The sequence below is a fragment of the Nocardia asiatica NBRC 100129 genome (assembly GCF_000308415.1).
GTDB classification, from domain to species: Bacteria; Actinomycetota; Actinomycetes; order Mycobacteriales; family Mycobacteriaceae; genus Nocardia; species Nocardia asiatica.
This window is the reverse complement of sequence record NZ_BAFS01000161.1, coordinates 1-21,867: the sequence shown is the minus strand read 5'-3', so window position 1 is coordinate 21,867 and position 21,867 is coordinate 1. Positions and strand designations below refer to the sequence as shown.

Sequence of the window (21,867 nt, the reverse complement as noted above, 5' to 3'; positions counted from 1 at the left end):
ATGATCGTGACGATGTCTTCCTCGGTGAGCACCGGCGAGCCGATGGCCTCGCCGGTGTGCGTGCCGAGCTTCTTGTCGATCTTGTACCGGCCGACGCGCGCCAGGTCGTAGCGCTTCTCCTTGAAGAACAGATTCTCCAGCAGGGTCTGCGCGGTCTCTTTCGTGGGCGGTTCGCCCGGGCGCAGCTTGCGATGGATGTCCAGCAGTGCCTCATCGGTGCCCGCGGTGTTGTCTTTCTCGAGCGAGGTCATCATGACCTCGGAGAAGCCGAACCGTTCGGCGATCTGCGCGCTGCTCCAGCCGAGAGCCTTGAGCAGGACCGTCACGGGTTGGCGGCGCTTGCGGTCGATGCGGACGCCGACGGTGTCGCGCTTGTCGACGTCGAATTCCAGCCACGCGCCGCGCGACGGGATGACACGCACGCTGTGCAGCGTCTTCTCGGTCGACTTGTCGATGGACGCGTCGAAGTAGACACCGGGCGAACGCACCAGCTGCGAGACGACCACGCGCTCGGTGCCGTTGATGACGAATGTGCCTCTGTCGGTCATCATCGGGAAGTCACCCATGAAGACCGTCTGGCTCTTGATCTCGCCGGTGTTGTTGTTGATGAACTCCGCCGTGACGAACAGCGGAGCCGCGTAGGTCATGTCCTTGTCTTTGCACTCGTCGACCGAGGCCTTGATGTCCTCGAATCGAGGATCGGAGAGCGTCAACGACATCGTTGCGGCGAAGTCCTCGATCGGGCTCAGTTCCGCGAGGACCTCGTCCAGTCCGCTCGCGAGGGAATCGCCGCGCGCCGCCGCCCGTTCGCGCCAGGCCGGCGCGCCGATCAACCATTCGAACGACTCGGTCTGGATCTCCAGCAGGCCCGGGACGTCAAGGGGCTCACGGAGTTTGGCGAACGAGACCCGCTTCGGCGCCCCGGGGACTGCGATATCGACGGTTGTTCCGGCATTGACCTTGGTCTGACTCGAGACTGCCAAGATGCGTCCTTCCAGCGCCTCGCGCCGCCCACGCGGGTGCGCGCGGTCGTCACGGTATCTACTTGTCCAGTGAGGGTGTAATTCGATCGCGCACCGTGCCGGACGCCGCCCGAACATGACTCGACGACAACGGGTAGAAGGTGGCACGCAGGCAAGCCACTTTCTCCAGCCATTTCCTATTTCGAGAGTTGGGCAGCGCGCGATCCCGGCGCGACGTCCCAAATTACACCTGAACTCGAGTTATGTCGAGGGCGCAGAAAAATAGACACATGATTTCTTGTGTCTTCCCGGAATAATAATGACATCGGGGTATGTCCCACGTCAAGTCTATTAGCGGTAATTCGCCAAAACGCTTCGAGGTGGATGGGAGAAGGCGCGGACAGTGGTCCGGCACGGCGTGCGTGTGCCAGGAGGCGACGCGGATCGAGCCGGTCGCGCTACGACGCTCGGCAGAGATCGATGCCCCTCGCTTATCGGGCTCGCCGCCTCCTCGCCCGCGATCGATACTGAGGTGGACGAATGGGTGACGGTTCGATTGGACCTCGGAATGCGTGGATATGTGCGTCCGATCACAGAGCTGATCGGAACCAGTGTTTCGTCCCGTTCCGCGTTCCGGCCGCCGGTGTCCGATTCGCTGCGCGCTCGGATAGCCGCTGATGTGACATCGGCGGCTCGATTCGACCCGGTCGGGACCGCCGAACTCGCCGTGCCCGTTCCGAAAACGGTTCTCTTGACCGGTGCGACCGGATTCCTGGGTCTACATCTGCTGAGCGAACTGGCAGCTCGCACCGATGCCGAAATCCTCTGTCCGGTGCGCGCCGCCGCCCGGATGCGCGGCGCAGGCTGAATCCATGCCCGTCGACGAAACCGGGCCGGCCCCGAGGGACCGGCCCGGAACTCGCGGATACGGCTCAGGCGAGGTCGAACCGGTCGTTTTCGACCACCTTGACCCACGCGGCGACGAAGTCGTTCACGAACTTCGCCCCGGCGTCGTCCTGGGCGTACACCTCGGCCAGCGCGCGCAGCACCGAATGCGACCCGAAGATGAGGTCGTTGGCGGTGGCGGTCCACTTGACCTGACCGGAGGACCGGTCGAAGCCTTCGTAGACGTTCTCCGCCGACTCCGACGCCTTCCATTCGGTGTTCAGGTCCAGGAGGTTGACGAAGAAGTCGTTCGTCAACACGCCCGGCCGCTCGGTGAACACGCCGTGGCTGCTGCCGCCGTAGTTGGCGCCCAAGGCGCGCAGGCCGCCGACGAGCACCGTCAACTCCGGAGCGGTGACGTCCAGCATGTACGCCCGGTCGAGCAGCAGGCGCTCCAGCGGAGCCTTCTCGCCGGTCCGCACGTAGTTACGGAATCCGTCGGCCCGCGGTTCGAGCACCGCGAACGACTCCACATCGGTGTTCTCCTGGGTGGCGTCGGTCCGCCCGGGCGCGAACGGCACCGTGACGTCGTACCCCGCGTCCTTGGCGGCCTTCTCCACCGCCGCGGATCCGGCCAGGACGATGAGGTCGGCGAGCGAGACTTTCTTGCCGCCGGAGGCCGAGCTGTTGAAGTCCTGCTGGATCTGCTCGAGCACCGGCAGTACCTTGGCCAGCTCGTCCGGCTCGTTGACCTCCCAGTTCTTCTGCGGCTCCAGCCGGATCCGGGCACCGTTGGCGCCGCCGCGCTTGTCGGTGCTGCGGAAGCTGGCCGCCGCCGACCAAGCGGTCTTGACCAGCTGCGCGACGGACAGGCCGGACTCGAGGACCTTGGCCTTGAGGGCCGCGATGTCCTGCTCGCCGACCAGCTCGTGGTCGACCGCGGGAACGGGATCCTGCCACAGCTGCGGCTCGGGAACCCACGGGCCGAGGTAGCGGCTGATCGGTCCCATGTCGCGGTGCAGCAGTTTGTACCACGCCTTGGCGAACGCCTCGGCCAGCTCCTCGGGGTGCTCCAGCCAGCGGCGGGTGATCTCCCCGTAGACCGGGTCTTCCCGCAGCGCCAAGTCCGTGGTCAGCATGGTCGGGGTGCGCGCGGGCCCACCGAACGGGTCCGGGATGGTGCCCTCGCCCGCGCCGTCCTTGGGCTTCCACTGCCACGCCCCGGCGGGGCTCTTGGTCAGCTCCCACTCGTAGCCGTACAGGTTCTGCAGGAAGCCGTTGCCCCATTTGGTCGGGGTGGACGTCCAGACGACCTCCAAGCCGCTGGTGATGGCGTCCTTGCCCTTGCCCGTGCCGTAGGCGCTCTTCCAGCCCAGGCCCTGCTGCTCGATCGGGGCGGCTTCCGGTTCGGCGCCGACCAGGCTCGCGTCACCGGCGCCGTGCGTCTTGCCGAAGCTGTGGCCGCCGATGATCAGGGCGGCGGTCTCCTCGTCGTTCATCGCCATGCGGCCGAACGTCTCGCGGATGTCCCGTGCGGCGGCCACCGGATCCGGCTGACCGTTGGGGCCTTCGGGGTTCACGTAGATCAGGCCCATCTGGACGGCGCCGAGCGGGCCCGCCAGTTCACGGTCGCCGCTGTAGCGCTCGTCGCCGAGCCAGGTGTCCTCCGGACCCCAGAAGACCTCTTCCGGCTCCCAGATGTCCGGACGGCCGAAGCCGAAGCCGAAGGTCTGGAAACCCATCGACTCCAGGGCCACGTTGCCTGCGAAGACGAGCAGGTCGGCCCACGAGATCTTGTTGCCGTACTTCTGCTTGACCGGCCACAGCAGCCTGCGGGCCTTGTCCAGATTGGCGTTGTCCGGCCAGCTGTTGAGCGGGGCGAAGCGCTGGGCGCCCTGACCGCCGCCGCCGCGACCGTCGGCGATGCGGTAGGTCCCCGCGGCGTGCCAGCTCATCCGGATGAACAGGCCGCCGTAGTGGCCGTAGTCGGCGGGCCACCAGTCCTGCGAATTTGTCATGATCGCCGCGACGTCGGCCTTGAGGGCATCGACGTCGAGCTTCTTGAATTCTTCGGGGTAGTCGAAGTCCGCACCCAGCGGGTTGGCCTTCGACGAGTGGGCGTGCAGCACCGAGACATCGATCTGCTCCGGCCACCAGTCCTTGTTGCTGCGGGGGCGATGTTCCGTCTTCGCGGTGGGCGACGGGATCGCCGGGTTCTCGCTCTCGCTTGCGCTCTGCGTTCCGGTGTCAGGATTGGGCGGGCGGCTATCGGATGACACAGCATTCCTTCCTGAATGAGTGATGGGGGGCTGGGATCACGGCTGTGATCGGGAAGCCTGTGACTCCAGACAGTCGGGACACAGGCCCCAGTAGATGACCTCGGCCTCATCGATCGAGAACCCGCTGTCATCGGACGCGCTCAGGCACGGGGCCGCTCCGACGACGCAATCGACATCGCCGATGGCCCCGCATGCGCGGCATACGACGTGGTGGTGATTGTCGCCGACCCGCGTCTCGTAGCGCGCCACGGAGCCGGACGGCTGAATACGCCGAACCAGGCCTACCGCGGTGAGTGCGTTCAGCGAGTCGTACACCGTCTGATGGGACACCTCGGGTAGATCGGATCGCACGGCACGGATGATCGATTCCGTGTCGGCGTGCGGGTGCTGGTGCACGGCGCTCAGCACCGCGACGCGGGGGCGAGTCACGCGCAGCGAGACTCCCCGCAGCATCTGCTGGAACTCCGAAGCGGTTGGCACGGTCGGAAGTCTCGTCCGCTTTCTGGAACGAGTCAAGAGTCTGCGGCAAAGTGGTGCGGATCCGATTCGATCGCGGCCGCGTCGCGCGGCGACTGCCGCGCGCGGCGCCGCTGCCGCCGGCGGTCGCGGTGAGGGCGGCGGGCGATCCGGCGTCACCGAACCGCCGGGACGGCCCGTCGCTCGCTGCATATGTGACTAGATATTATGTTCTCATGCCGCTGGTGACGAGCGGCTTGTTTCGGGCCCTGCCTGGGATGTCGTCCCGTCGAGGGTCCTGTCGTTCGTGTGCCTCAGGCGCTGTTGGCGCAGTTGATCACGTCGATTCCGCTGGACGGCGATGGCGAGTCGGCTGAGTCGAGGTATTTTCCGCAAAGTCGGGACGACTCGCTCCATTGCTTGTTAAGTTAATGATAGTTCTGATCCGTAGGACGGTGCGGGACGGGCGTGGCCGACTGTCGGCGATCGTCTCGGCGGCGCTCGGGCTCAATGAGGAGTGGCAAGACATGGATGGACTCAGCAGGCGCAACGCATTGAAGGCCGGTGGAGTGTTGGGTGCGTTCGGCGCACTGGCCGTGGCGACCCCGGCGCGGGCGGAGCCGTGGAGCTGGTCTCCCGAGGGTTCGGTGGCAGGCAGCGGAGAAGGGGCTGATCCGCTGACCGTCTGGGACCCCGAGGCCGACCAGTTGGTCGCCGGATTGCTGGACCGCGGCGAGGTGCCCCGGGTCAACGAACTGTTGCGGACCTGGACCAGGAACGGTCAGCCGTTGCCGGATGGGCTGCCGTCGGACCTGCGGGACTTCATGGAGTACGCCCGCAGGCTGCCGCAGTGGGCCGATCAGGGCAAGCTGGCCACCGCGGTCGAATTCAACAAGAAGCGGGGACTGTACCTCGGCGTGCTGTACGGGCTGGCCAGCGGCATGATGAGCACGGTCATCCCGAAGGAGGCGCGCGCGGTCTACTACTCCAAGGGCGGTCACGACCTGAAGGACCGCATCCTGAAGACCGCCAAACTCGGATACGACATCGGGACGGCGAACGCCTACGGTCCCGGCGGGGAAATGGTCGTCACCTGTCTCAAGACCCGGCTGGTGCATGCCGCGGTACGGCATCTGCTGCCGCAGTCCCCGCACTGGGTGCAGACGGCCGAGGAGGAGATCCCGATCAGTCAGAACGACATGATGGTGACCTGGCACAGCCTGCCCACCACCGTCATGAAGCATCTGACCGCGTGGCGGGTACCGATTCCGCCCGCCGAGTCCGAGGCCTTCCTGCATTCCTGGCAGGTGTGCGCGCACATGCTCGGCATCCGCGACGAGTACATCCCCAACTCGTGGGACCAGGCCAATCTGCAGGCCGCCCAGGTCCTGGATCCGATCCTGGCGCCGACCCCGGAGGGCGCCAAGCTCGCCGACCGCCTGCTGCGACTCGGGGTCAACCTCGACTTCGCGGTCCTGACCAAGCCGGTCCTCGGCTCGTTCACCCGCTTCATGCTCGGCGACAAGATCGCCGACGGGCTGGCCATCCCGCGGGAACCGATCTGGGACCCGCTGCTGCGAGTGAGTTGGGGCCCGTTCATCGCGGTTCGCGAAGGCCTGCTCCCGGTCGTCCCGCTGGCGCCGGACGCCTACTGGCTCTTCGACGAGTTCCTCCGCCAGGCGGCCCTGATCTATCTGGCCGAATTGCGGATGCCGATCAGCATCGAACTGCCCGTGATGAATCGGGACATGAGCAAACCGCCGCGCTGATGTCGTGACGCGTCGAGTTCCGACGTCCGTTTCGAGGCCGGTATTCGATCGACACCGAGGATGCGAAGGCAACTCGGTGTCGATTCGGCCGGCCGTCCCGGCACGGATGCCGGAAGGCGGCGCGTGCTGTGCGGGCCCCGAGAAGATCGAGGGGAACCGCGACTGACGCCGGGCGCTCCTCGCCCGAGCGTTCTTCGGTAGTGACACACGGAGTTCTCGATGTTTTCGCGATGGAAAACCGTCGCCGCGGCGGGTGTCGCCGCGATGGTGACGTTCGCTCTCCACCTCGGTGTCGCCTCCGTTGCGGAAGGCGCACCGCAGCACTGTCCACAGGTGTACGTCGTGGCGATTCCAGGGACGTGGGAGACGTCCATAACCGACCCCGGCCGAGGGATGCTCGCGTTGAGCTTGGACGATCTACCCGGGGATGTCGCGGTGGACTACGTCCATTACGCGGCGACCGCGTTCCCGTGGGAAAGCGAAGTGTACGGGCGCTCCAAGCAGGAGGCGATCGACAAGGCGCGCGCTCTGGTCTCGGCTATGGCGCTGTCCTGCGAGGCCACCCGGATCGCGCTGGTGGGCTACAGCCAGGGTGCGGACGCGGCAGGTGACTTGGCGGCCGAGATCGGCACCGGACCGGATGCCGTGCTCGCGCAACGGGTGGTCCTGGTCGGGCTGATCTCGGACCCGCGTCGCTCGCCCGGTGACAACGTGATCGGCCCGCCCGTTCCGGGCGCGGGAGCGAGCGGGCCGCGCGTGGGTGGTTTCGGTCTGCTCGCCGCCCGGACCTACACCTTCTGCGTCGCGGGTGATCTGTACTGCGCCATGCCGGACGGCGACTTCGCCGGACGGATCGCCGGATTCTTCGTCCAGATCTCCGATCCGGACCCGGCGAAGATCGGCAGCTACCAGCAGCAGGCGACCGACATCATCGGCGACGCGCTGGCCGCGGGCGGCCTGGGTCTGCTGTCCGACCAGCTCAACGCCTCGGCGTACGAACAACGGAAACGGCAGATAGACGAATTCCTGAAATCCGGCGCCCACCACAGTTATCCCTCCTACACCGTCGGCCCCGGCGGCATCACGCCGTTGACCTGGCTGCGGCAACGCCTCATCGAGGCCACGGAAGCCGAGTGACAGTTCTCCGCGCGGGCGCGGCGGTCTACCTTCGGCGCACACCCGATTTCGATCGGGCCGCGCTGTGGCGCAGCGAGGAATTGCGGACGCAGGCGCGGTCGATGGCGGCGTGGGCGGGGTCGAGCGCGGTTGCGCTCACCGCGGCGGTCGCGGTGGCGCGGCGGGAGGATTTGTTCGACCTGCCCCGGCGCAACCCCTTGATATGGCTGGCGATACTGGTGCTGTATCCGGCGTTCAGCGTGTACCCGAAGGAGCTGATCTTCCGCTCCTTCCTGTTCCATCGGTACGCGCCGGTCTTCGGTGAGGGACCCGTGCTGGTGCTGGCGAGCGCGGCCGCGTTCGGCTTCGTGCACATCGTCTTCGGTAGCTGGTTCTCGGTGGTCGCCAGCGGTGTGGGCGGCTGGATCTTCGCGTCGCGATACTTGCGGACGCGGTCGCTGTTCACCGCTTCGGTGGAGCACTCGGTGTACGGAATGGTGGTCTTCACGGTCGGTCTGGGCCGGTACTTCTACCACGGCTCCGCGCAGCCCGCTCGCCTCCGGACCGGGCGCGCACCTGCGTGAGCGCCGCGATCGACGTGGTGGGATCGGCCGCCCGGCGGGTATCCGCGCCCTGTGGTGGATTCTCTGCGACGCGTCGTGCGTACGCCCCTGCTGTTCTTCTTCATCCTCGGCGACATCCTGGGCGCGGGTGTCTACGTGCTGGTCGGGGCCATCGCCCGGCAGTCCGGCGGCGCGGTGTGGCTGCCGCTGCTGGTCGCGCTCGGGATCGCCTGCCTCACCGCGGGCTCCTACGCCGAGTTGGCGACCAAGTATCCGAAGGCGGGCGGCTCCGCCCACTACACCCGCCGAGCGCTCGGCCCCGCCGCCGGATCGCTCGTCGGTTTCTGCATGCTCGCCGCCGGTGTCGTCTCGGTCGCGGCGCTGAGCAAGGCATTCGCCGCGGACTATCTGCACGCCTGGGTGGCGCTGCCGACGGTCGCGGTGGTGGTGGTGTTCCTCACCGCACTGGCGTTGCTCAATCTCTACGGCATCAAGCAGTCCCTGGGCGCCAACGCCGCCGCGACACTGGTCGAGCTCGGCGGTCTGGTGCTGGTCATCGGGCTCGGCGCGTGGGTGATCGTCCGGGGTGACGCCGAGGTGGGCCGGCTCACCCAGGTGGGGACGGCCGAGCACGGAGTCGTCGAAGCGACGCTCGCGGGCGCCGTTCTGGCCTTCTATTCGTTCGTCGGGTTCGAGACCTCCGTCAACCTGGCGGAGGAAGTCGCCGACCCACGCGGGACCTATCCGCGCGCCCTCTTCGGGGCTCTGCTCACCGCCGGTGCCGTGTACGCGCTGATCGGGGTGGCGGCCGGTGCGGTCGTCCCCACCGATCAGTTGGCGAATTCGAGCGCTCCACTCCTGGAGGTGGTGCGCCTGGCCGGAGGCGTTCCAGAAAGGCTGTTCGCGGTGGTCGCCTTGGTGGCGGTGGCGAACGGCGCTCTGCTGACCGGCATCATGTCCTCGCGGTTGGCCTATGGCATGGCTCGCGACGGGCTGCTTCCCCGTGCTCTGGGCCGCGTCCTGCCCGGCCGTCGCACGCCGTGGGTGGCGATCGTCGCGACGACGGCGGTGTCGCTGCTGCTCGCCGCGACCGGGGAGGTGGCCTCACTCGCCGAGACACTGGTGTTGTTGTTGCTGATCGTGTTCGCGGCGGTCAATGCGTCGGTGCTGATCCTGCGGCGCGACAGCGACGGCGTGCAGTACTTCCGGGTACCCGTCGTGGTGCCGTGGGCGGGTCTGGCTTCCTGCCTGTTCCTGTTCACGCGGATCGCGGGGGAGGTGTGGCTGCGAGGCGCCGTCCTCGTCGCCATCGGCGTATTGCTCGCGGTCGTGAACGCGATCAGGGCGCGCCGGTCCGAGCGGTCCGATCGAAGCGCCTTCCTGCCCCAGCGCGGGTCCTGACCGTTTCGCCCGAGATCCGGGTCGCACGACACGAGCCGGTCGACCAGGCGGTACCCAGAATCTATGAGTAACTGAGTAGATTTTCTTCAAGCCGCGAAACTGGTCTCCGGGCGTCGGTCCCGGATACCCGGCAACTGCGCCGCGGCGGCGATCGCGGTACGGAGATCGGATCGGCATCCACTGAACTCGCACCTGTCCCGGAGGTTCCTCGCAATGACATATTCGGCGCACGGCAGCTCCACGCTCGGCAACGGAGTCCACGGCTACAACCGGCGCAGAGGCAATACGGCCGCGGATCGCGTTCTCGCCGAACCGGATCGCCCCAGCGAATGGCACCCGGGAATGCTCTGGTGGGACGCGAGCACAGTGCTGGTGACCTACCCTCGGCCGGACGCGACCGGGCACTGGGATACGGTGCCGCATCTCGTGCTGCCCGTCGAACACGGGCGGTTGGCTTTCCGGATCTCGTCGCATTCGAGCGAAGCCCGGCACCTCGTCCGCGATCGCCGGGTCATTGTGCAAGCCGGCGATCGGCGCGGTGAGCCGGCCCTCGGCTCACACCAGCACCAAGGAACGGCGGAATTGTTGCGGACGGGGCCGCTGTTCGATCGAGTGCGCGACGGCATGCGGACGAAATACGGCCGCCGCGTGGGGTTGGCGCGCTTGGCGCACCGGCTGGCCATGGGCGCGGCGCCCTACGGTGACATCGTGGTCGTCGTCACCGTGCGCGAGAACCGCCGCCCCGGCGTCTGAGGTCGGCGCTGTCTTGCCTTCCCTGCCGCGTTTCCCCGACTGGACACATGCACGGAGTGCTGTCCATACGATGGGGTCGTCGTGTCGCGGAAGGCGTGGCGCACCGATGACCGCCGGAGGTCGCTGTGAAGGTCCATCTACAGGTCACCGGAGCGCCACAGCAGGTCGCCACCGACGCGCGTGCGCTGGCCGCGACCGGAGCCGACGGCCTTTTCACTTTCGAGGGCCCGCACGACGTGTTCTTCCCGCTCGTCGTCGCGGCCGGAACGACGGACCTGGAACTGATGACGAATGTGGCGATCGCCGGGCCGCGCAGCCCGATGCACCTGGCGCATTCGGCCTACGACCTGCAGGTATACAGCGCCGGGCGGTTCCGGCTCGGGCTCGGCTCGCAGATCCGCGCGCACATCGAGAAACGCTACGGCAGCCGGTGGGGTGCGCCCGCGGAGCGCACGGCCGAGAGTGTAGCGGCGGTGAAGTCGATCTTCGCCGCGTGGGAGGGACTGGCCCCGTTGAACTTTCGCGGCAAGTACTCCACGCATACGCTGATGCCGCCCGCTTTCGATCCCGGCCCGAACCCGTTCGGGCCCCCGCCGGTGCTGATGGGCGCGCTCGGGCCGGTGATGACCCGCAAGGCCGCCGAAGTCGCCGACGGGTTACTGGTGATGCCCTTCAACAGCGAGCGTCACTTCGCCGAGCGAACCCTGCCCGCCCTCGCCGATGGCCTGCGTCGCTCCGGCCGCACCGCGGACGGTTTCCCGGTGATCGGTCAGGTCATGGTCGCGCTGGGACGCACCGAGGAAGCCCTTGCCGCCGCAATCGGCGGGGTGGGCGCGCTGATCGCGTTCTACGGGTCCACCCCCGCCTACCGTCCGGTCCTGGAGGTCGAGGGATGGACGCGGCTGCACGACCGGCTCAACGTGTTGTCCAAGTCGGGCGGATTCGCCGAGATGCGGGCGCTGGTGACCGAGCGGATGGTGCGCACGATCGGGGTGGTCGGCACGCCGCAGGAGTGCGCGGAGCAGATCCGGAGCCGCTTCGGCGCCACTGTCGGCGAGGTGTGCTGCTATTTCCCCGGTTACACACCGGAGGCGGCGGATGTGGCCGACCTGGTGGACGCGTTGCACGCGAGGTAGCGACGCCGAGTCGGCCGTTCATCTGTTCGGCGGTTGATCGCCTATCGGAGCTTCGTCCTCGACGCCGAGCCCGGTGGCTGCGCCGCAAGGGTCCTCGTCGCCACGGTGATCCGCTGGGCGCCTACCGGACGCTCGGCGTCCCCGGCCGCGTCAACCGGCGTTGCCGAAGAGTTGCCCGGCCATGCGCAGCGAACTGTCGACGGCGTCGAACCCGCGGGGGAGCATGACGCGTTCGTAGGCGGCGACCGCCTCGCTGAGCGGTTTTCCGTCTCGTGCGGCCTCGAGGAGTTCCCCGGCGAGTGTCGCGGCGTCTCGGAGCGCGGTGTTCGCCCCGGCGCCACCGGTCGGCGGCATGGCGTGGGCGGCGTCGCCGAGCAGCGTGACCGGGCCGGACGGAATCGTGTCGAGGCGCTCGGCGGCGGCGTCGGCCACTCCGGTGAGCAGGGCATGGCGAAAGGCGTTCCGATCCACACAAGTGATGTCGTCCTCGGCGACATCGGGAAAGGTCTGTGCCGTCACCTGCCGCAGCTGGTGGGTGTACGCGGCGAACAGGTCACCGTTGCGCCCGCTGCGTACTGGTCATGCTGATGGCCGCCGCCATGGCGCCGACCACGCTGCCGCACATCATCGACGGGCTCTGCGACACCGATCCCACGTCCCGGGAGTTCATCGAACATTTCGCCGACCAGCTCGCCGCTCTCGCGCGGCATATCGGGCTCGACGCCGGCTGAGCGGCGGGGCGCCGCCGACGACTCGGTGTGATCGGTGGCAGGCACGCGGCGCACCGTCCAGGACATCGCGCGGCGGTCAGGGAGGGTGGGTGCACTCGGAGGGGATCGAGTGCACCCACCCCCGCGCCTCGGCGGCGGCCGAGCAGCGGGCACAGCCGCCGCGGGCAGCATCGGGATCGACCGACGGAGACGAATGCGAGAACCCCCGGAAACCCCGACCCTGAATCGACTTTAACGCCGTCGACCCGGCGATGGCAGAAGAAACGCGAAGGATCTCGCACGACAAACCTGAAAAGGATTTCAGCCGGCTTCAGGCTGCCTTAAGCCACTTCCTGCGAATGTGATGGTCATCTTCGAGATGACGACTCCCACAGGAGGTTTCACTATGAAAGCCGCTATCCGCCGTGCGCTTCCCGGTCGGCGCAGGCTGCTCGCTGTCGCCGCTGTCGCCGCTGTTCTCGTCGGTGGCCCCGTGGCGCTGTATGCCGCCACGAATCCGCAGGCACCGGGCAGGCACGCCATCGCCGCCGCGTTGCCGGACCACGACTGGGCGCTCACCGCGGCTCCCACGATCGGCAGGCAGCAGGCCATCGACAAGGCGATCCAAGCCGTGCCGGGAAGCACCGCGGTCTCGGCCGAACTCGACGCCGAGGGCGCGACCACGGTGTGGGAGATCGAACTCCGGACACCCGACGGCATGGAGCACGAAGTGACCGTCGACGCGAACAGCGGCGCGGTGCTGGGCACGGTGCGCCAGGACTGACGGGCAGGGCGTTCGACGCCGACGAATCGCACCATCCACAACAAGGGTCGAGGTTTCCGAGAACATGGGTTTGCGCAAGATCGCCACCGTATCGACGCTCGCCGTCGCGATCGCCGGCCTCCCCGCCGCACAGGCCGGGGCGGCGCCGCAGGACGCCGGTGGCGAAGTCGTCAACTACACCGCCACCACTTCCGCCGAGAACGTGGTCGTGCACATCGACTCGGGGTCGATGCGGGTCGAGAACGACGTCTTCGCCATCGCGGCGGCCGACGGCACCGTACTCGCGGGCACGCCGCTGGAATTCCGCGTCGACGATTTCGTCTTCCCGATCGCTGCCGAGATCAGCGGCCACAGCGCCACGCTCACCCCGCGCTTCGATCTCGAGCACGCGCAATACCGTCCGGTCGCGCTTCCCTTCGAGGACACGGCGCACTGGCGAACGCCGTACGAGCGGGAAGTCGCCGCCTTCACCCGGCTCAAGGACACCATCGCGACGGGCGCCGCGATCGGAACCACCGTCGGCGGGCTCGGCGGCGGCCTGGTCGGCTGCGTGCTCGGTGGCATCGCAGGCGCCACCATCGCCGCCGCGACGATCGTGGGTATGTTCGGTCCGTTCATCCCGGCCGCCGCCGTGGGCTGCCTGGGTGGCATCCTGGCCGTCGGCGCCCTGGGCACACTCGCCGGACAACTCTTCGTTACCGCGCCTGTCGCCGTCGCCGCCCTCGTCCAATACTTCACCACGGTCAACCAGCCCTTCGTTCCGCCGAAGAAGTAGGGCTCCGGCCGGAGACTCCGGGCCATCGTGCCGCGCCAGGTCGTACTGCCGGGTCCTGGCGCGTCGGCGACGGCGGACCTCGGCCGCCGCACTGTTTCGGACGTGCCGGACCGGGCAGCTTTCTCATGTGAGCACGCGATTGCGGCGTAGCAGGCCGTACGAGGGCGGACTCGAGCGCGTCCGGCGCGGGCGCGGGTTCAGCTACCGCACCGCGCACGGAGATCCCGTGCGCGACGAGGCGACATTGTCGCGCATTCGCGAGCTGGTGATCCCGCCCGCTTGGCGCAAGGTGTGGATCTGCCCGCACCACAACGGCCATATCCAGGCGGTCGGCGTCGATGCCGCGGGGCGGCGCCAGTACCTCTACCACGAGCAGTGGCGCAAAGACCGGGACGAGGAGAAGTTCGACCGCGTGCTGGCACTGGCCGCGCGATTGCCGGAGATCCGAGCGCAGGTCCGGGAGGATCTCGCCCTGCGCGGCTCGGTCCGGCGACGGGTGGAGGCGGTCGCGATCGACCTCGTGGACCGCGGCGTGTTCCGTGTGGGCGGCGAGGAGTACGCGGAGGAGAACGGCACTCGCGGAGTCGCCACTCTGCTGCGCGAACAGGTACGGGTGTCCGGAGATCGGATGCTTTTCGACTATGTGGCGAAGGGCGGTATCCGGCGACGGGTCAGCGTAAGCGATCCCCTGCTCGCGAAAGCGGTTCGAACCTTGCTGCGCAGCCGATCGGATTCCGATCGGCTGCTGGTCTACCGGGACGGTGATCGCTACGGAGAACTGCGCGCCGACGACATCAATTCGCGCTTCCGGGAACTCGCCGCATGCGAATGCAGCGTCAAGGATTTGCGCACCTGGCAGGCCACGGTCCTGGCCGCGGCCGCACTCGGTTCGATCGACCGCCCGGCGAACCGCCGTGCCCGCAAGAGCGCGGTACGAGCGGTCATGGACGAGGTGGCCGCCGCTCTCGGCAACACCCCGGCGGTGGCCCAGGCGTCGTATGTCGATCCCCGTGTCGTGACGGCCTTCGAGAACGGTACGACCGTCGCCGCGGCCCTGCGCCGCGCCGCCCAGGCCGGTTCCGCCGACGCGGAGCGAGCGATCATCGACGGCGCTGTCATCCGGATGCTTCGCCGGATGCGGTGAGCCCGAACCGGCAGTAGCTGACCGACGGCCGGTCGAGTTCCGTCACCCGGTACGAATCCACCCGGAAAGTACAACCTGCACAGTCGGTTTCCGCATATTCGCGCAAATTCGTTCACTCGAACGAGCAACATCACAGCCATCGACGCCGGATACTGATCGAGTAAGCCGCTATCGCTCGCGATGCGCTACGAGCCGATCTGGATAGCGACGCACCGAGAATCGACAGGATCCGGCCATGCCCAAGATCAAGAATTTGAATCCCCTCCCGATGGCCGACATCGGCGGCTCGGATCTGTTCATCCCCTTCCGAATGCCCAGTGGCGAGATCGGATACCTCCTCGGAGACACGTTCTCCGGCACCGAGCCGAGAGTGGGCGGCCCGAATTGGCGATCGCCGATGCTGTTGCGCAGCAATACCCACGACATGTCCAGGCCGATCGAGTTCCAATCGGCGGCACGGAACGCGCGGCAACTCTGGGATTACGTGCACAACAATCCGGAGTACTCCACGATCCTGCCCTGCGACGCGATAACGATCGGCGGCCGGATCTATCTATGGGTAATGGTCACCCAAGGGCTGGCGAACGAGCGCTGGTGTGAGATCCGTTATTCCGACGACAACGGGGAAAGCTGGACCGACAGCGCTGTGCGGTGGTCGACCAGTGCCTACGGGGGGAAACGCACCATGATTTCCTGGGAGCGCGGCGGCGACGGCTACGTCTACGTCATCTCCACCGGAGGGCTCGCCCGGAACAAGAACATGGTGCTGTGGCGGGTTCGCGAGAACCATGCCGCGCTCACCGACCCGGCGGCCTGGCAGGGCTGGGGCTGGAACGGCTACGACTGGGGCTGGGGCCGAGATCCGGGCGGTGACCCGCGTTTCGGCATCCTGGCCGACGGGACGAAGCTGGGCGAGATCGGATTGCGGCGCATCCAGGGAAATTGGGTGATGTCGGGCTTCGACGCGGGGGCCTACGGTGCGTTCGTCAAGGTCGCTGCGAGAATCACCGACAATTGGCGCACCGCCTGGACCTACCGTCCGGTGAAAGGGTCCTTCTGGGCGCCGGGCGGTCCGGATATCGTGCCGCGTCTGTACGGATGCTATGCCCATCCGGACAGCAGGTTCGACGGTGCGTTCGGCCTGATCGTGAGCGAGTGGGCCGAATCCGGAATGCCCTATCGCGGTATGCAATTTCGCATATACGGAGTCCGGCCCGTGGCTGCGATCGCCTAGCGATACGAGTGCTGTTCTGTCATCCAGCTATACGCCGGTTCGTTCCCCGCAACGGATTGGCCACCGGAAAAGTGATCGCAGGCAGCGTGACCGACATCCGCACAGTCGTGCCGGGCCCGGAGTGATCGATGTCCAATTCCTCGGTCAGCGCGCGCATCATGTCGATGCCGCGGCCGCGATAGCCGGGATCGGAAGCCCGCGGTTTCCAGTCACCGGTGTCGGTGACCACGATGACGACGGTGTCGATATCGCACGTGGCCGACAGCCGAACCCGGCCGGTGTCGTCGTTGCGGTAGGCGTGCTCGATGCTGTTGCTGCACGCCTCGTTGGCCGCGGCGACCAGATCGGCGGCCAGGTCGTGCGGCACCGCCGCGGCGGCCAGCCACCCTTTCAGGGTGCGGCGCAGTACCGCGAGCTCGTCGGCCCGCGCGGGCACGTCCAGCCGCAGGGGCGCGGGCGGCTGGCGGTAGACCACCATGGCCACGTCGTCGTCGTAACCCGCGGCCGGCCGCAGGCGCGACAGCACCGCGTCGGCCACCTCGCGCGGCAGCCGCCCCGAGGTGTCGGCGAGTACCTCGGCGATCTTGGCGAAGCCGTCATCGATGTCCACGCCACGCTGCTCGACCAAGCCGTCGGTGAACAGCACCAGCGTCGAACCGGGCGTCACCGCCGTGGTGGCCTCCGGGCGGCGCGGCGGATCGAACGTCGCCAGCGGTACCGAGCGCCCGCCCTCGAGCAACCGGCCGGTCCTGGCCACGTCGGCGAGAATCGGCGGCATGTGCCCGGCGCTGCTGTAGCGGACCAGCCCGCGCACCGGGTCGAGAACGGCGGCGCACACGGTGGTGCACATGGCGCCGGGAATGCGCGCGGCGACGGTGTCGAGTTCGGCGAGCAACTGGGCGGGCCCGGCGCCGCGCAGCAGCAGCGCACGGGCGGCGGTTCGCAACTGGCCCATCACGACCGCGGCGGACAGGCCACGACCGACGCAATCGCCGACCACGACGCCGATGGTGCCGTCGCGCAGCGGCACCACGTCGTACCAATCGCCGCCGATTTCCAGCGGCGGCAGAGCGGGCTCGTAGTGCACCGAGAAACGTGGCGGCAGATCGATCGGGCCGAGCATGGCGCGCTGCAAGGTGAGCGAGGTGGCGCGGGCCTGGTCGAAGTTGCGTGCCCGCTGGACGGCGAGGCTGAGGTGACCGATCAGCAGGGAGAACAGCGTCCAATCCGCGGCGCTGATCGCGCGGGGCGCGGCGAAGCGCAACCACACCGCCGCGTCGCCGGTCTCGCCCAAGGGTGCGACGATGCCCTCCGAGCTCTCGGCCCCGTCCGGGATGGCCAGCAGGCTGCGCGGCGGCCTGCGCCTGGCCCGCTCCAGCAGCGCTCGCGAGGAGTCGTCGAGGGAGGCGATGCCGTTGTGCGAAGCGCCGTCGGCGCCGGCACCGGAGACATACACCTCCGGTGCGGCGGTGCGGCTGGGCCACACAGCCACCACAGCGGTCTCCGCGCCGACCGTGCCGCGCAGCTCGTCGAGGCCTACGGCGAGCACTTCCACCACGCTGGTGGCCGCGCCGACCGCGGTGGCGAGCCGGGACGCGGCCTGGTCACGGGCCTGCGCGTCGTGTTCGGCGGTGACGTCGCGAATGGTGCCGACGAAGATCCGCTCGTTGCCCTCCGGTCTGATCAGCGCGCTGGTGCTCACCGCGAGCCAGACGTCGCGTCCGTCGCGGTGGCGGATCGGAATGATGAACCGCTGCGCCTCGGTACCGAGATCGGGATAACGCGGGCCCTCCGGGCTCGACCACGGATGCGGCAGCGAGTAGGGGACACCCGCGGCGCCGTAGCCGGTCAGGGCGCCGAAGGCGGTGTTGACCTCGATGATGGTGCCCTGCGCGTCCGCGACGAAGAAGCCGTCCTGCAGCGATTCCACCAGCGCGGTGCGGAAGGCGTCGCGTCCGGCGAGATCGTCGGCGCGGGAACGCTGCTGCTCGTAGCGGCGGGTGCCGTCGAGATAGCCGCGGGTGGCGATGTCGAGCGGGACGAGCGTCTGCAACAGGAATTCCAGCGCGGTTTCCGGCAGGCGAGCGCCGGATCCGGTCGAGGTCTCGTGCTGCCGCTGCTCGGCTTCCTGGACGACGCGGAAGTGGTTCTCGGTGAGATCGAGCAGGCTGATGCCTTCGACCAGAGCGCGCCTGCCGAGTTCGTAGCCCTCCGCGAGACCGGTCTGAGTCGGGGAATCCATGTGCCGCCGCAACGCGTCCGCGTAGGCGTCCAGGAAATCGGCCAGCAGAGCACTCATCCGGCCGTCCCTCCCGCACCGCGGTGTCGCGCCGCCAGCACCAGCGCGTCGTCGGTGTCCTTTGCGTGCCGGGTGAGCATCTCGGCGGTGATGTCGGCGGTGGACTTGGAAAGGTCGATTCTCGTGGCGGATTCGGTGACGATGCCGTCGGTGGACATCAGCAGCAGGTCGCCGGGGCGGACCGCGACCGACTGCGGCTGGAGGTTGGCCGGTAGACGGTAGCCGACGATACCTGCGGTGAGCAGGACGGTCGCGTGCACCTTCAGGCCTGCCGGGCCCGCGGTCAGCACCTGGGATTCGACATTGCCCACGCCGAGCCAGCGCACCCGGTCGCCCTCGTCGAACAGGGCGAGCGAGACCGCCGCACCTCGCGTGTCGGCCATCGCGCGGTGGCACAGCACCATCAGCACGTCCAACGGTTCCGCGCGGTTCTCCGACAGCACGCGCGCGGCGCGGTCGGCCGCGTCCGCCGCGGCGGCGCCGTGCCCGAGTCCGTCGAGCACCGCGAAGAGGACTGTGCCGCCGCCGGTGTCGAGGACGAGACCGCGGTCACCGGAGACCTGTTGACCGGGCAGTGCGCGACCGGCCACCGCCCACTCGATCCGGCCGATGAACCCGTCCTCATGCACCGTTCGGTACCCACTTCCACATCTCCACCAGCGTGCCGCGGCCCGGCGCCGAGTCGACGGTCAGCCGGTCCATCAACCGCCGGGCTCCGGGAAGCCCGAGTCCGAGACCGCGTCCGGTGGAGTAGCCGTCCTCCAGCGCGCGGGCGATGTCGTTGATGCCGGGTCCTTGATCCTCGGCTTGCACGACCAAGGCTTGACGGCCCTCGCGATCATCGACCAGCAGGCGGATCTCGCCGCTTCCCGCGTAACTGGTGATGTTGCGGGCGATCTCGGAGATCGCCGTGGAGATCATCGTTCGGTCGGTCAGGGTGAAGCCGAGTTTTGCTGCCAGTTCGCGTCCGGCCTGACGTGCGGTCACGATGTCCCCGGACACCCTGACCGCGATCACCACGTTCTCAGCGGCCACTGTCACGACCGTCTCGCTGGCGACGGGCTGGGGTCTTTCGGTCCAACCAGGCGAGTCCCTCCTCCAGATCGAGGGCGGTGTGCATGTCCTCGAAGGTGAGACCGAGCTGCACCATGGCGAACGCGACTTCTGGCTGCAGACCGACGATCACCGTTTCGGCGCCGCGCAGCTGCGTCATGTGCGCGATGGTACGCAACGATCTCGCGGCGAACGAATCCATCACGTCGATCGCGGTGACATCCACGATGATGCCGTGGGCCCGATACTTGCTGACCTGTTTCATCAGGTCGTCCTGCAAGCGTTCGGTATCGGCGTCGGTCAGGGCGGACTGCACCGACGCGATGAGGTACGTCCCCTGTTTGAGAATCGGAACCGGCATGTGCCCGCCCGATCAGCGGCCGTCGCGTTCGGTGACCCGTTCGGTGGCGCGGGAAACCTCGTAGCCCAGTAGGCGTTCGGCTTCCTCGATACCTCCCTGCAGGTCGCCTACGGCGTTCATCTTCGACAGATCGAGGCCGATGGTCACCAGGGTGAGCGCGATCTCCGAGGACAGGCCGGTGATGATCACGTTCGCGCCCATGAGCCCCGAGGCGTCGACGGTCTGCACCAGGTGGTTGGCCACGGTGGAGTCGATCTGGGGGACGCCGGTGATGTCGATGACGACGACCTTCGCGCGATTGGCCCGGATGGCGCGCAGCAGCTGCTCGGTGAGCTGGCGGGCGCGCTGGCTGTCCAGCACGCCGATGATGGGCAGGATCAGCAGCTGCTCGCGCACCTGCAGCACCGGCGTGGACAGCTCGCGGATGGCTTCCTGCTGCTGGCGGATGACGCGCTCGCGCTCCTGGACGAAGGAGACGCCCACGGTGTTGGCGATGCGGTTGGCGGCCGGTTCGTAGGCGTCGAGCACCGCGTTGAGCAGTTCGAAATCCGCCTGGTACTTCTCGAACAGCGACCGGGCCAGCACGTCGCGCAGCAGCAGCACGATGCCGAGCACCTCGTCGGTCTCGACGCCCCGCGGGATGATGCGCTCGGACAGGTCCCGCGCGTAGGCCTGCAGGGCCTCGACGCTGCCGGTCTCGAGCACCTCGACGTAGTTGTCGTAGACCGAGGTGGCTTCGGAGAAGATCTCCTCGGGGGTCATCGCGGTCAGCAGCTGGGCGTCGGTGATGCGCCGGGCCCATTCCTCACGCAGCGCGGTGCGGTTCTGACGCAGGTGCTCGACCAGCTGCGGAAGCAGATTGTCGACCGGTCCCGCGGTCAGGGAATCCGCCGAAAGGCTCATGGACACCTCGGACATGGAAACTCCTGCCCCTTTCGACGGTTGAGTCGGGATCTTCGTGCGTTCGGCGCTAGCCGATTCCGAGCCTAGTCATACCCCACCCGGGTCGCCGACGAAACCTGCCGGTTGTTCGCCTGATGTTCGGGTGCGGCGGATCTCACGGCACCGTAGCGAACCCGCGTTCCAGCGCTGCGAGCGCCTCGTCCAAATACACGGTGAGGTCCGCGTCGGCGCGGGCCAGCCAGGCGTCGAACGCCGCCCGCGCCGCGGCCAGCGTGGTCCGCCCCACCGCGAGGGGGATGAGCGCGTCCTCCGGTTCGCCGAGGCGCCCCGCCGCGAAGCAGCTCACGGCGCGCTCCCAGGCGTCGTAGTGCGCGCCCGCGGTGGCCGCCAGCGCGGGGACGGTGGCGACCAGCTGCATGCGGGTGCGCAGCTCGGATACGTCCTCGGCGCGATATTGGTTGGCGCTCACCACGACTCGGCGCACGGCGGTCATCATCGGTACGTCGTCCGGCACGGTGGAGAACGCGGCGCGCAAGGCCGCGACCTCGTCGTCGAACTGCCACCAGAGCACCTCGGCTTTGGTGGGGAAGTAGCGGAAGAAGGTGCGTCCGCTGATGCCGGCGGCGGCGGCGATCTGCTCGACGGTGGTCTCGTCGAAGCCTTGTTCGCTGAACAGCCGCATGGCGATCAGTTCGAGTTCGCGCTTGGTCGTGCCCCGGGGGCGGCCGCGCGTGGTCCGGTTCTCCAGCATCGTCTGATTGTGCTCGGCCGACCGGGGGCCTTGATTATGTCAGTGACTGACGATAATCTCGCGGCATGTTGGCGGATCTCACCTGGCCCGAGGCGGGCGCGCGCGCCACCGCGGGTGCGATCCTGGCCGTCGCGGTGGGTGCGACCGAGCAGCACGGCCCGCATCTGCCGCTGTCCACCGACACCGATGTCGCCGCGGCGTTGTGCGCCCGGCTGGCCGCGGCGCGGCCGGAGGTGCTGGTCGGCCCGGCGATACCGTACGGCGCCAGCGGCGAGCACGCGGGCTTTCCCGGCACCCTGTCGATCGGGCAGGCCGCGCTGGAACTGCTGGTGATCGAACTGTGCCGCTCGGCCGCCGACACCTTCGACCGCGTCCTGCTGGTCAACTGGCACGGCGGCAACATCGAGCCGCTGCGCCGGGCGCGGGATCTGCTGCGCTCGGAGTCACGTGACGTGCGCGTGTACCTGCCCCGCTTCGACGGCGACCCGCACGCGGGCCGGTCGGAGACGGCACTGCAACTGGCGCTGGCGCCC

Annotated in this window: 22 protein-coding genes and 1 pseudogene; 13 read left to right on the top strand and 10 right to left on the bottom strand. The window is 68.2% G+C overall.

Annotated features, from left to right (window positions below; genetic code table 11):
• Positions 1–983: pseudogene (locus tag ON27_RS15270) on the bottom strand (DNA-directed RNA polymerase subunit beta); the annotation flags it as partial.
• A gap of 658 nt (positions 984–1,641) precedes the next feature.
• On the opposite strand from ON27_RS15270, the gene ON27_RS44760 reads away from it, so the two are divergent.
• Positions 1,642–1,830: an SDR family oxidoreductase gene (locus ON27_RS44760; protein WP_245559962.1), complete on the top strand. Its 189-nt coding sequence runs from the start codon at positions 1,642–1,644 to the stop codon at positions 1,828–1,830.
• Positions 1,831–1,894: 64 nt separating this feature from the next.
• Here ON27_RS44760 and katG read toward each other — a convergent pair whose 3' ends face one another.
• Together katG and ON27_RS15255 are read right to left on the bottom strand one after the other, a co-directional pair.
• A complete protein-coding gene (gene katG, locus ON27_RS15260; RefSeq protein ID WP_043726583.1) occupies positions 1,895–4,126 on the bottom strand; it encodes a catalase/peroxidase HPI in 2,232 nt (743 codons plus the stop codon).
• A 36-nt stretch (positions 4,127–4,162) separates the two neighbouring features.
• On the bottom strand, positions 4,163–4,579 hold the full coding sequence (locus ON27_RS15255) for a Fur family transcriptional regulator (protein WP_373282767.1): 417 nt from the start codon (positions 4,577–4,579) through the stop codon (positions 4,163–4,165).
• Between the two features lie 530 nt (positions 4,580–5,109).
• On the opposite strand from ON27_RS15255, the gene ON27_RS15250 reads away from it, so the two are divergent.
• The 6 genes from ON27_RS15250 (at position 5,110) to ON27_RS15225 (ending at position 11,320) form a co-directional block, all read left to right on the top strand.
• On the top strand, positions 5,110–6,351 hold the full coding sequence (locus tag ON27_RS15250; RefSeq protein ID WP_043726604.1) for an oxygenase MpaB family protein: 1,242 nt from the start codon (positions 5,110–5,112) through the stop codon (positions 6,349–6,351).
• A 219-nt stretch (positions 6,352–6,570) separates the two neighbouring features.
• On the top strand, positions 6,571–7,488 hold the full coding sequence (locus ON27_RS15245) for a cutinase family protein (RefSeq protein WP_043726578.1): 918 nt from the start codon (positions 6,571–6,573) through the stop codon (positions 7,486–7,488).
• Entirely contained in the window at positions 7,485–8,051 is a 567-nt protein-coding gene (locus ON27_RS39890) for a CPBP family intramembrane glutamic endopeptidase (protein WP_245559961.1), read from the top strand. The genes ON27_RS15245 and ON27_RS39890 overlap by 4 nt, the downstream gene beginning before the upstream one ends.
• 75 nt (positions 8,052–8,126) lie before the next feature.
• Entirely contained in the window at positions 8,127–9,431 is a 1,305-nt protein-coding gene (locus ON27_RS15235; protein ID WP_245559960.1) for an APC family permease, read from the top strand.
• Between the two features lie 213 nt (positions 9,432–9,644).
• Positions 9,645–10,184, top strand: a complete 540-nt coding sequence (locus tag ON27_RS15230; protein ID WP_083887595.1) for a hypothetical protein — start codon at positions 9,645–9,647, stop codon at positions 10,182–10,184.
• Positions 10,185–10,309: 125 nt separating this feature from the next.
• Complete coding sequence (locus tag ON27_RS15225; protein WP_043726574.1) at positions 10,310–11,320, top strand: TIGR03617 family F420-dependent LLM class oxidoreductase; 1,011 nt, start codon at positions 10,310–10,312, stop codon at positions 11,318–11,320.
• Between the two features lie 150 nt (positions 11,321–11,470).
• Here the strand turns inward: ON27_RS15225 and ON27_RS44335 are convergent, their stop codons facing one another.
• A complete protein-coding gene (locus ON27_RS44335) occupies positions 11,471–11,839 on the bottom strand; it encodes an FAD-dependent oxidoreductase (RefSeq protein ID WP_043726571.1) in 369 nt (122 codons plus the stop codon).
• Between the two features lie 62 nt (positions 11,840–11,901).
• Between ON27_RS44335 and ON27_RS42890 the strand changes: the two genes are divergently transcribed.
• From ON27_RS42890 to ON27_RS15200, 5 genes are all read left to right on the top strand, one after another.
• A complete protein-coding gene (locus ON27_RS42890) occupies positions 11,902–12,051 on the top strand; it encodes a hypothetical protein (RefSeq protein WP_157227195.1) in 150 nt (49 codons plus the stop codon).
• Between the two features lie 385 nt (positions 12,052–12,436).
• Positions 12,437–12,814 carry a PepSY domain-containing protein gene (locus tag ON27_RS41265; protein ID WP_051046622.1) on the top strand — a complete coding sequence of 126 codons (378 nt, stop codon included), beginning with the start codon at positions 12,437–12,439 and terminating at the stop codon, positions 12,812–12,814.
• Positions 12,815–12,878: 64 nt separating this feature from the next.
• Positions 12,879–13,589, top strand: coding sequence for a DUF8020 domain-containing protein (locus ON27_RS15210; protein ID WP_043726568.1), 711 nt, complete (start codon positions 12,879–12,881; stop codon positions 13,587–13,589).
• Positions 13,590–13,716: 127 nt separating this feature from the next.
• Positions 13,717–14,733 (top strand): DNA topoisomerase IB, encoded by a 1,017-nt coding sequence (locus ON27_RS15205; protein WP_043726566.1) that lies wholly within the window; start codon positions 13,717–13,719, stop codon positions 14,731–14,733.
• 235 nt (positions 14,734–14,968) lie between these two features.
• The gene (locus tag ON27_RS15200) at positions 14,969–15,967 is read left to right on the top strand and encodes a DUF4185 domain-containing protein (protein WP_083887592.1); all 999 of its coding nucleotides are present in this window, start codon (positions 14,969–14,971) and stop codon (positions 15,965–15,967) included.
• 19 nt (positions 15,968–15,986) lie between these two features.
• Here ON27_RS15200 and ON27_RS15195 read toward each other — a convergent pair whose 3' ends face one another.
• From ON27_RS15195 to mftR, 6 genes are all read right to left on the bottom strand, one after another.
• Positions 15,987–18,266 (bottom strand): SpoIIE family protein phosphatase, encoded by a 2,280-nt coding sequence (locus tag ON27_RS15195; RefSeq protein WP_043726563.1) that lies wholly within the window; start codon positions 18,264–18,266, stop codon positions 15,987–15,989.
• Positions 18,263–18,895, bottom strand: coding sequence for a SpoIIE family protein phosphatase (locus tag ON27_RS15190; RefSeq protein ID WP_043726561.1), 633 nt, complete (start codon positions 18,893–18,895; stop codon positions 18,263–18,265). Before ON27_RS15190 ends, ON27_RS15195 begins: the two co-directional genes overlap by 4 nt.
• The gene (locus tag ON27_RS15185; RefSeq protein ID WP_051046624.1) at positions 18,888–19,301 is read right to left on the bottom strand and encodes an ATP-binding protein; all 414 of its coding nucleotides are present in this window, start codon (positions 19,299–19,301) and stop codon (positions 18,888–18,890) included. Before ON27_RS15185 ends, ON27_RS15190 begins: the two co-directional genes overlap by 8 nt.
• The gene (locus ON27_RS15180; RefSeq protein WP_040779629.1) at positions 19,291–19,680 is read right to left on the bottom strand and encodes an STAS domain-containing protein; all 390 of its coding nucleotides are present in this window, start codon (positions 19,678–19,680) and stop codon (positions 19,291–19,293) included. Before ON27_RS15180 ends, ON27_RS15185 begins: the two co-directional genes overlap by 11 nt.
• A 12-nt stretch (positions 19,681–19,692) precedes the next feature.
• On the bottom strand, positions 19,693–20,598 hold the full coding sequence (locus tag ON27_RS15175; RefSeq protein WP_043726559.1) for an STAS domain-containing protein: 906 nt from the start codon (positions 20,596–20,598) through the stop codon (positions 19,693–19,695).
• Between the two features lie 139 nt (positions 20,599–20,737).
• Positions 20,738–21,334, bottom strand: coding sequence for a mycofactocin system transcriptional regulator MftR (gene mftR, locus ON27_RS15170; protein ID WP_043726556.1), 597 nt, complete (start codon positions 21,332–21,334; stop codon positions 20,738–20,740).
• A 65-nt stretch (positions 21,335–21,399) separates the two neighbouring features.
• Between mftR and mftE the strand changes: the two genes are divergently transcribed.
• The coding region (gene mftE, locus ON27_RS15165) for a mycofactocin biosynthesis peptidyl-dipeptidase MftE (RefSeq protein ID WP_043726554.1) at positions 21,400–21,867 on the top strand (468 nt) is incomplete at its 3' end.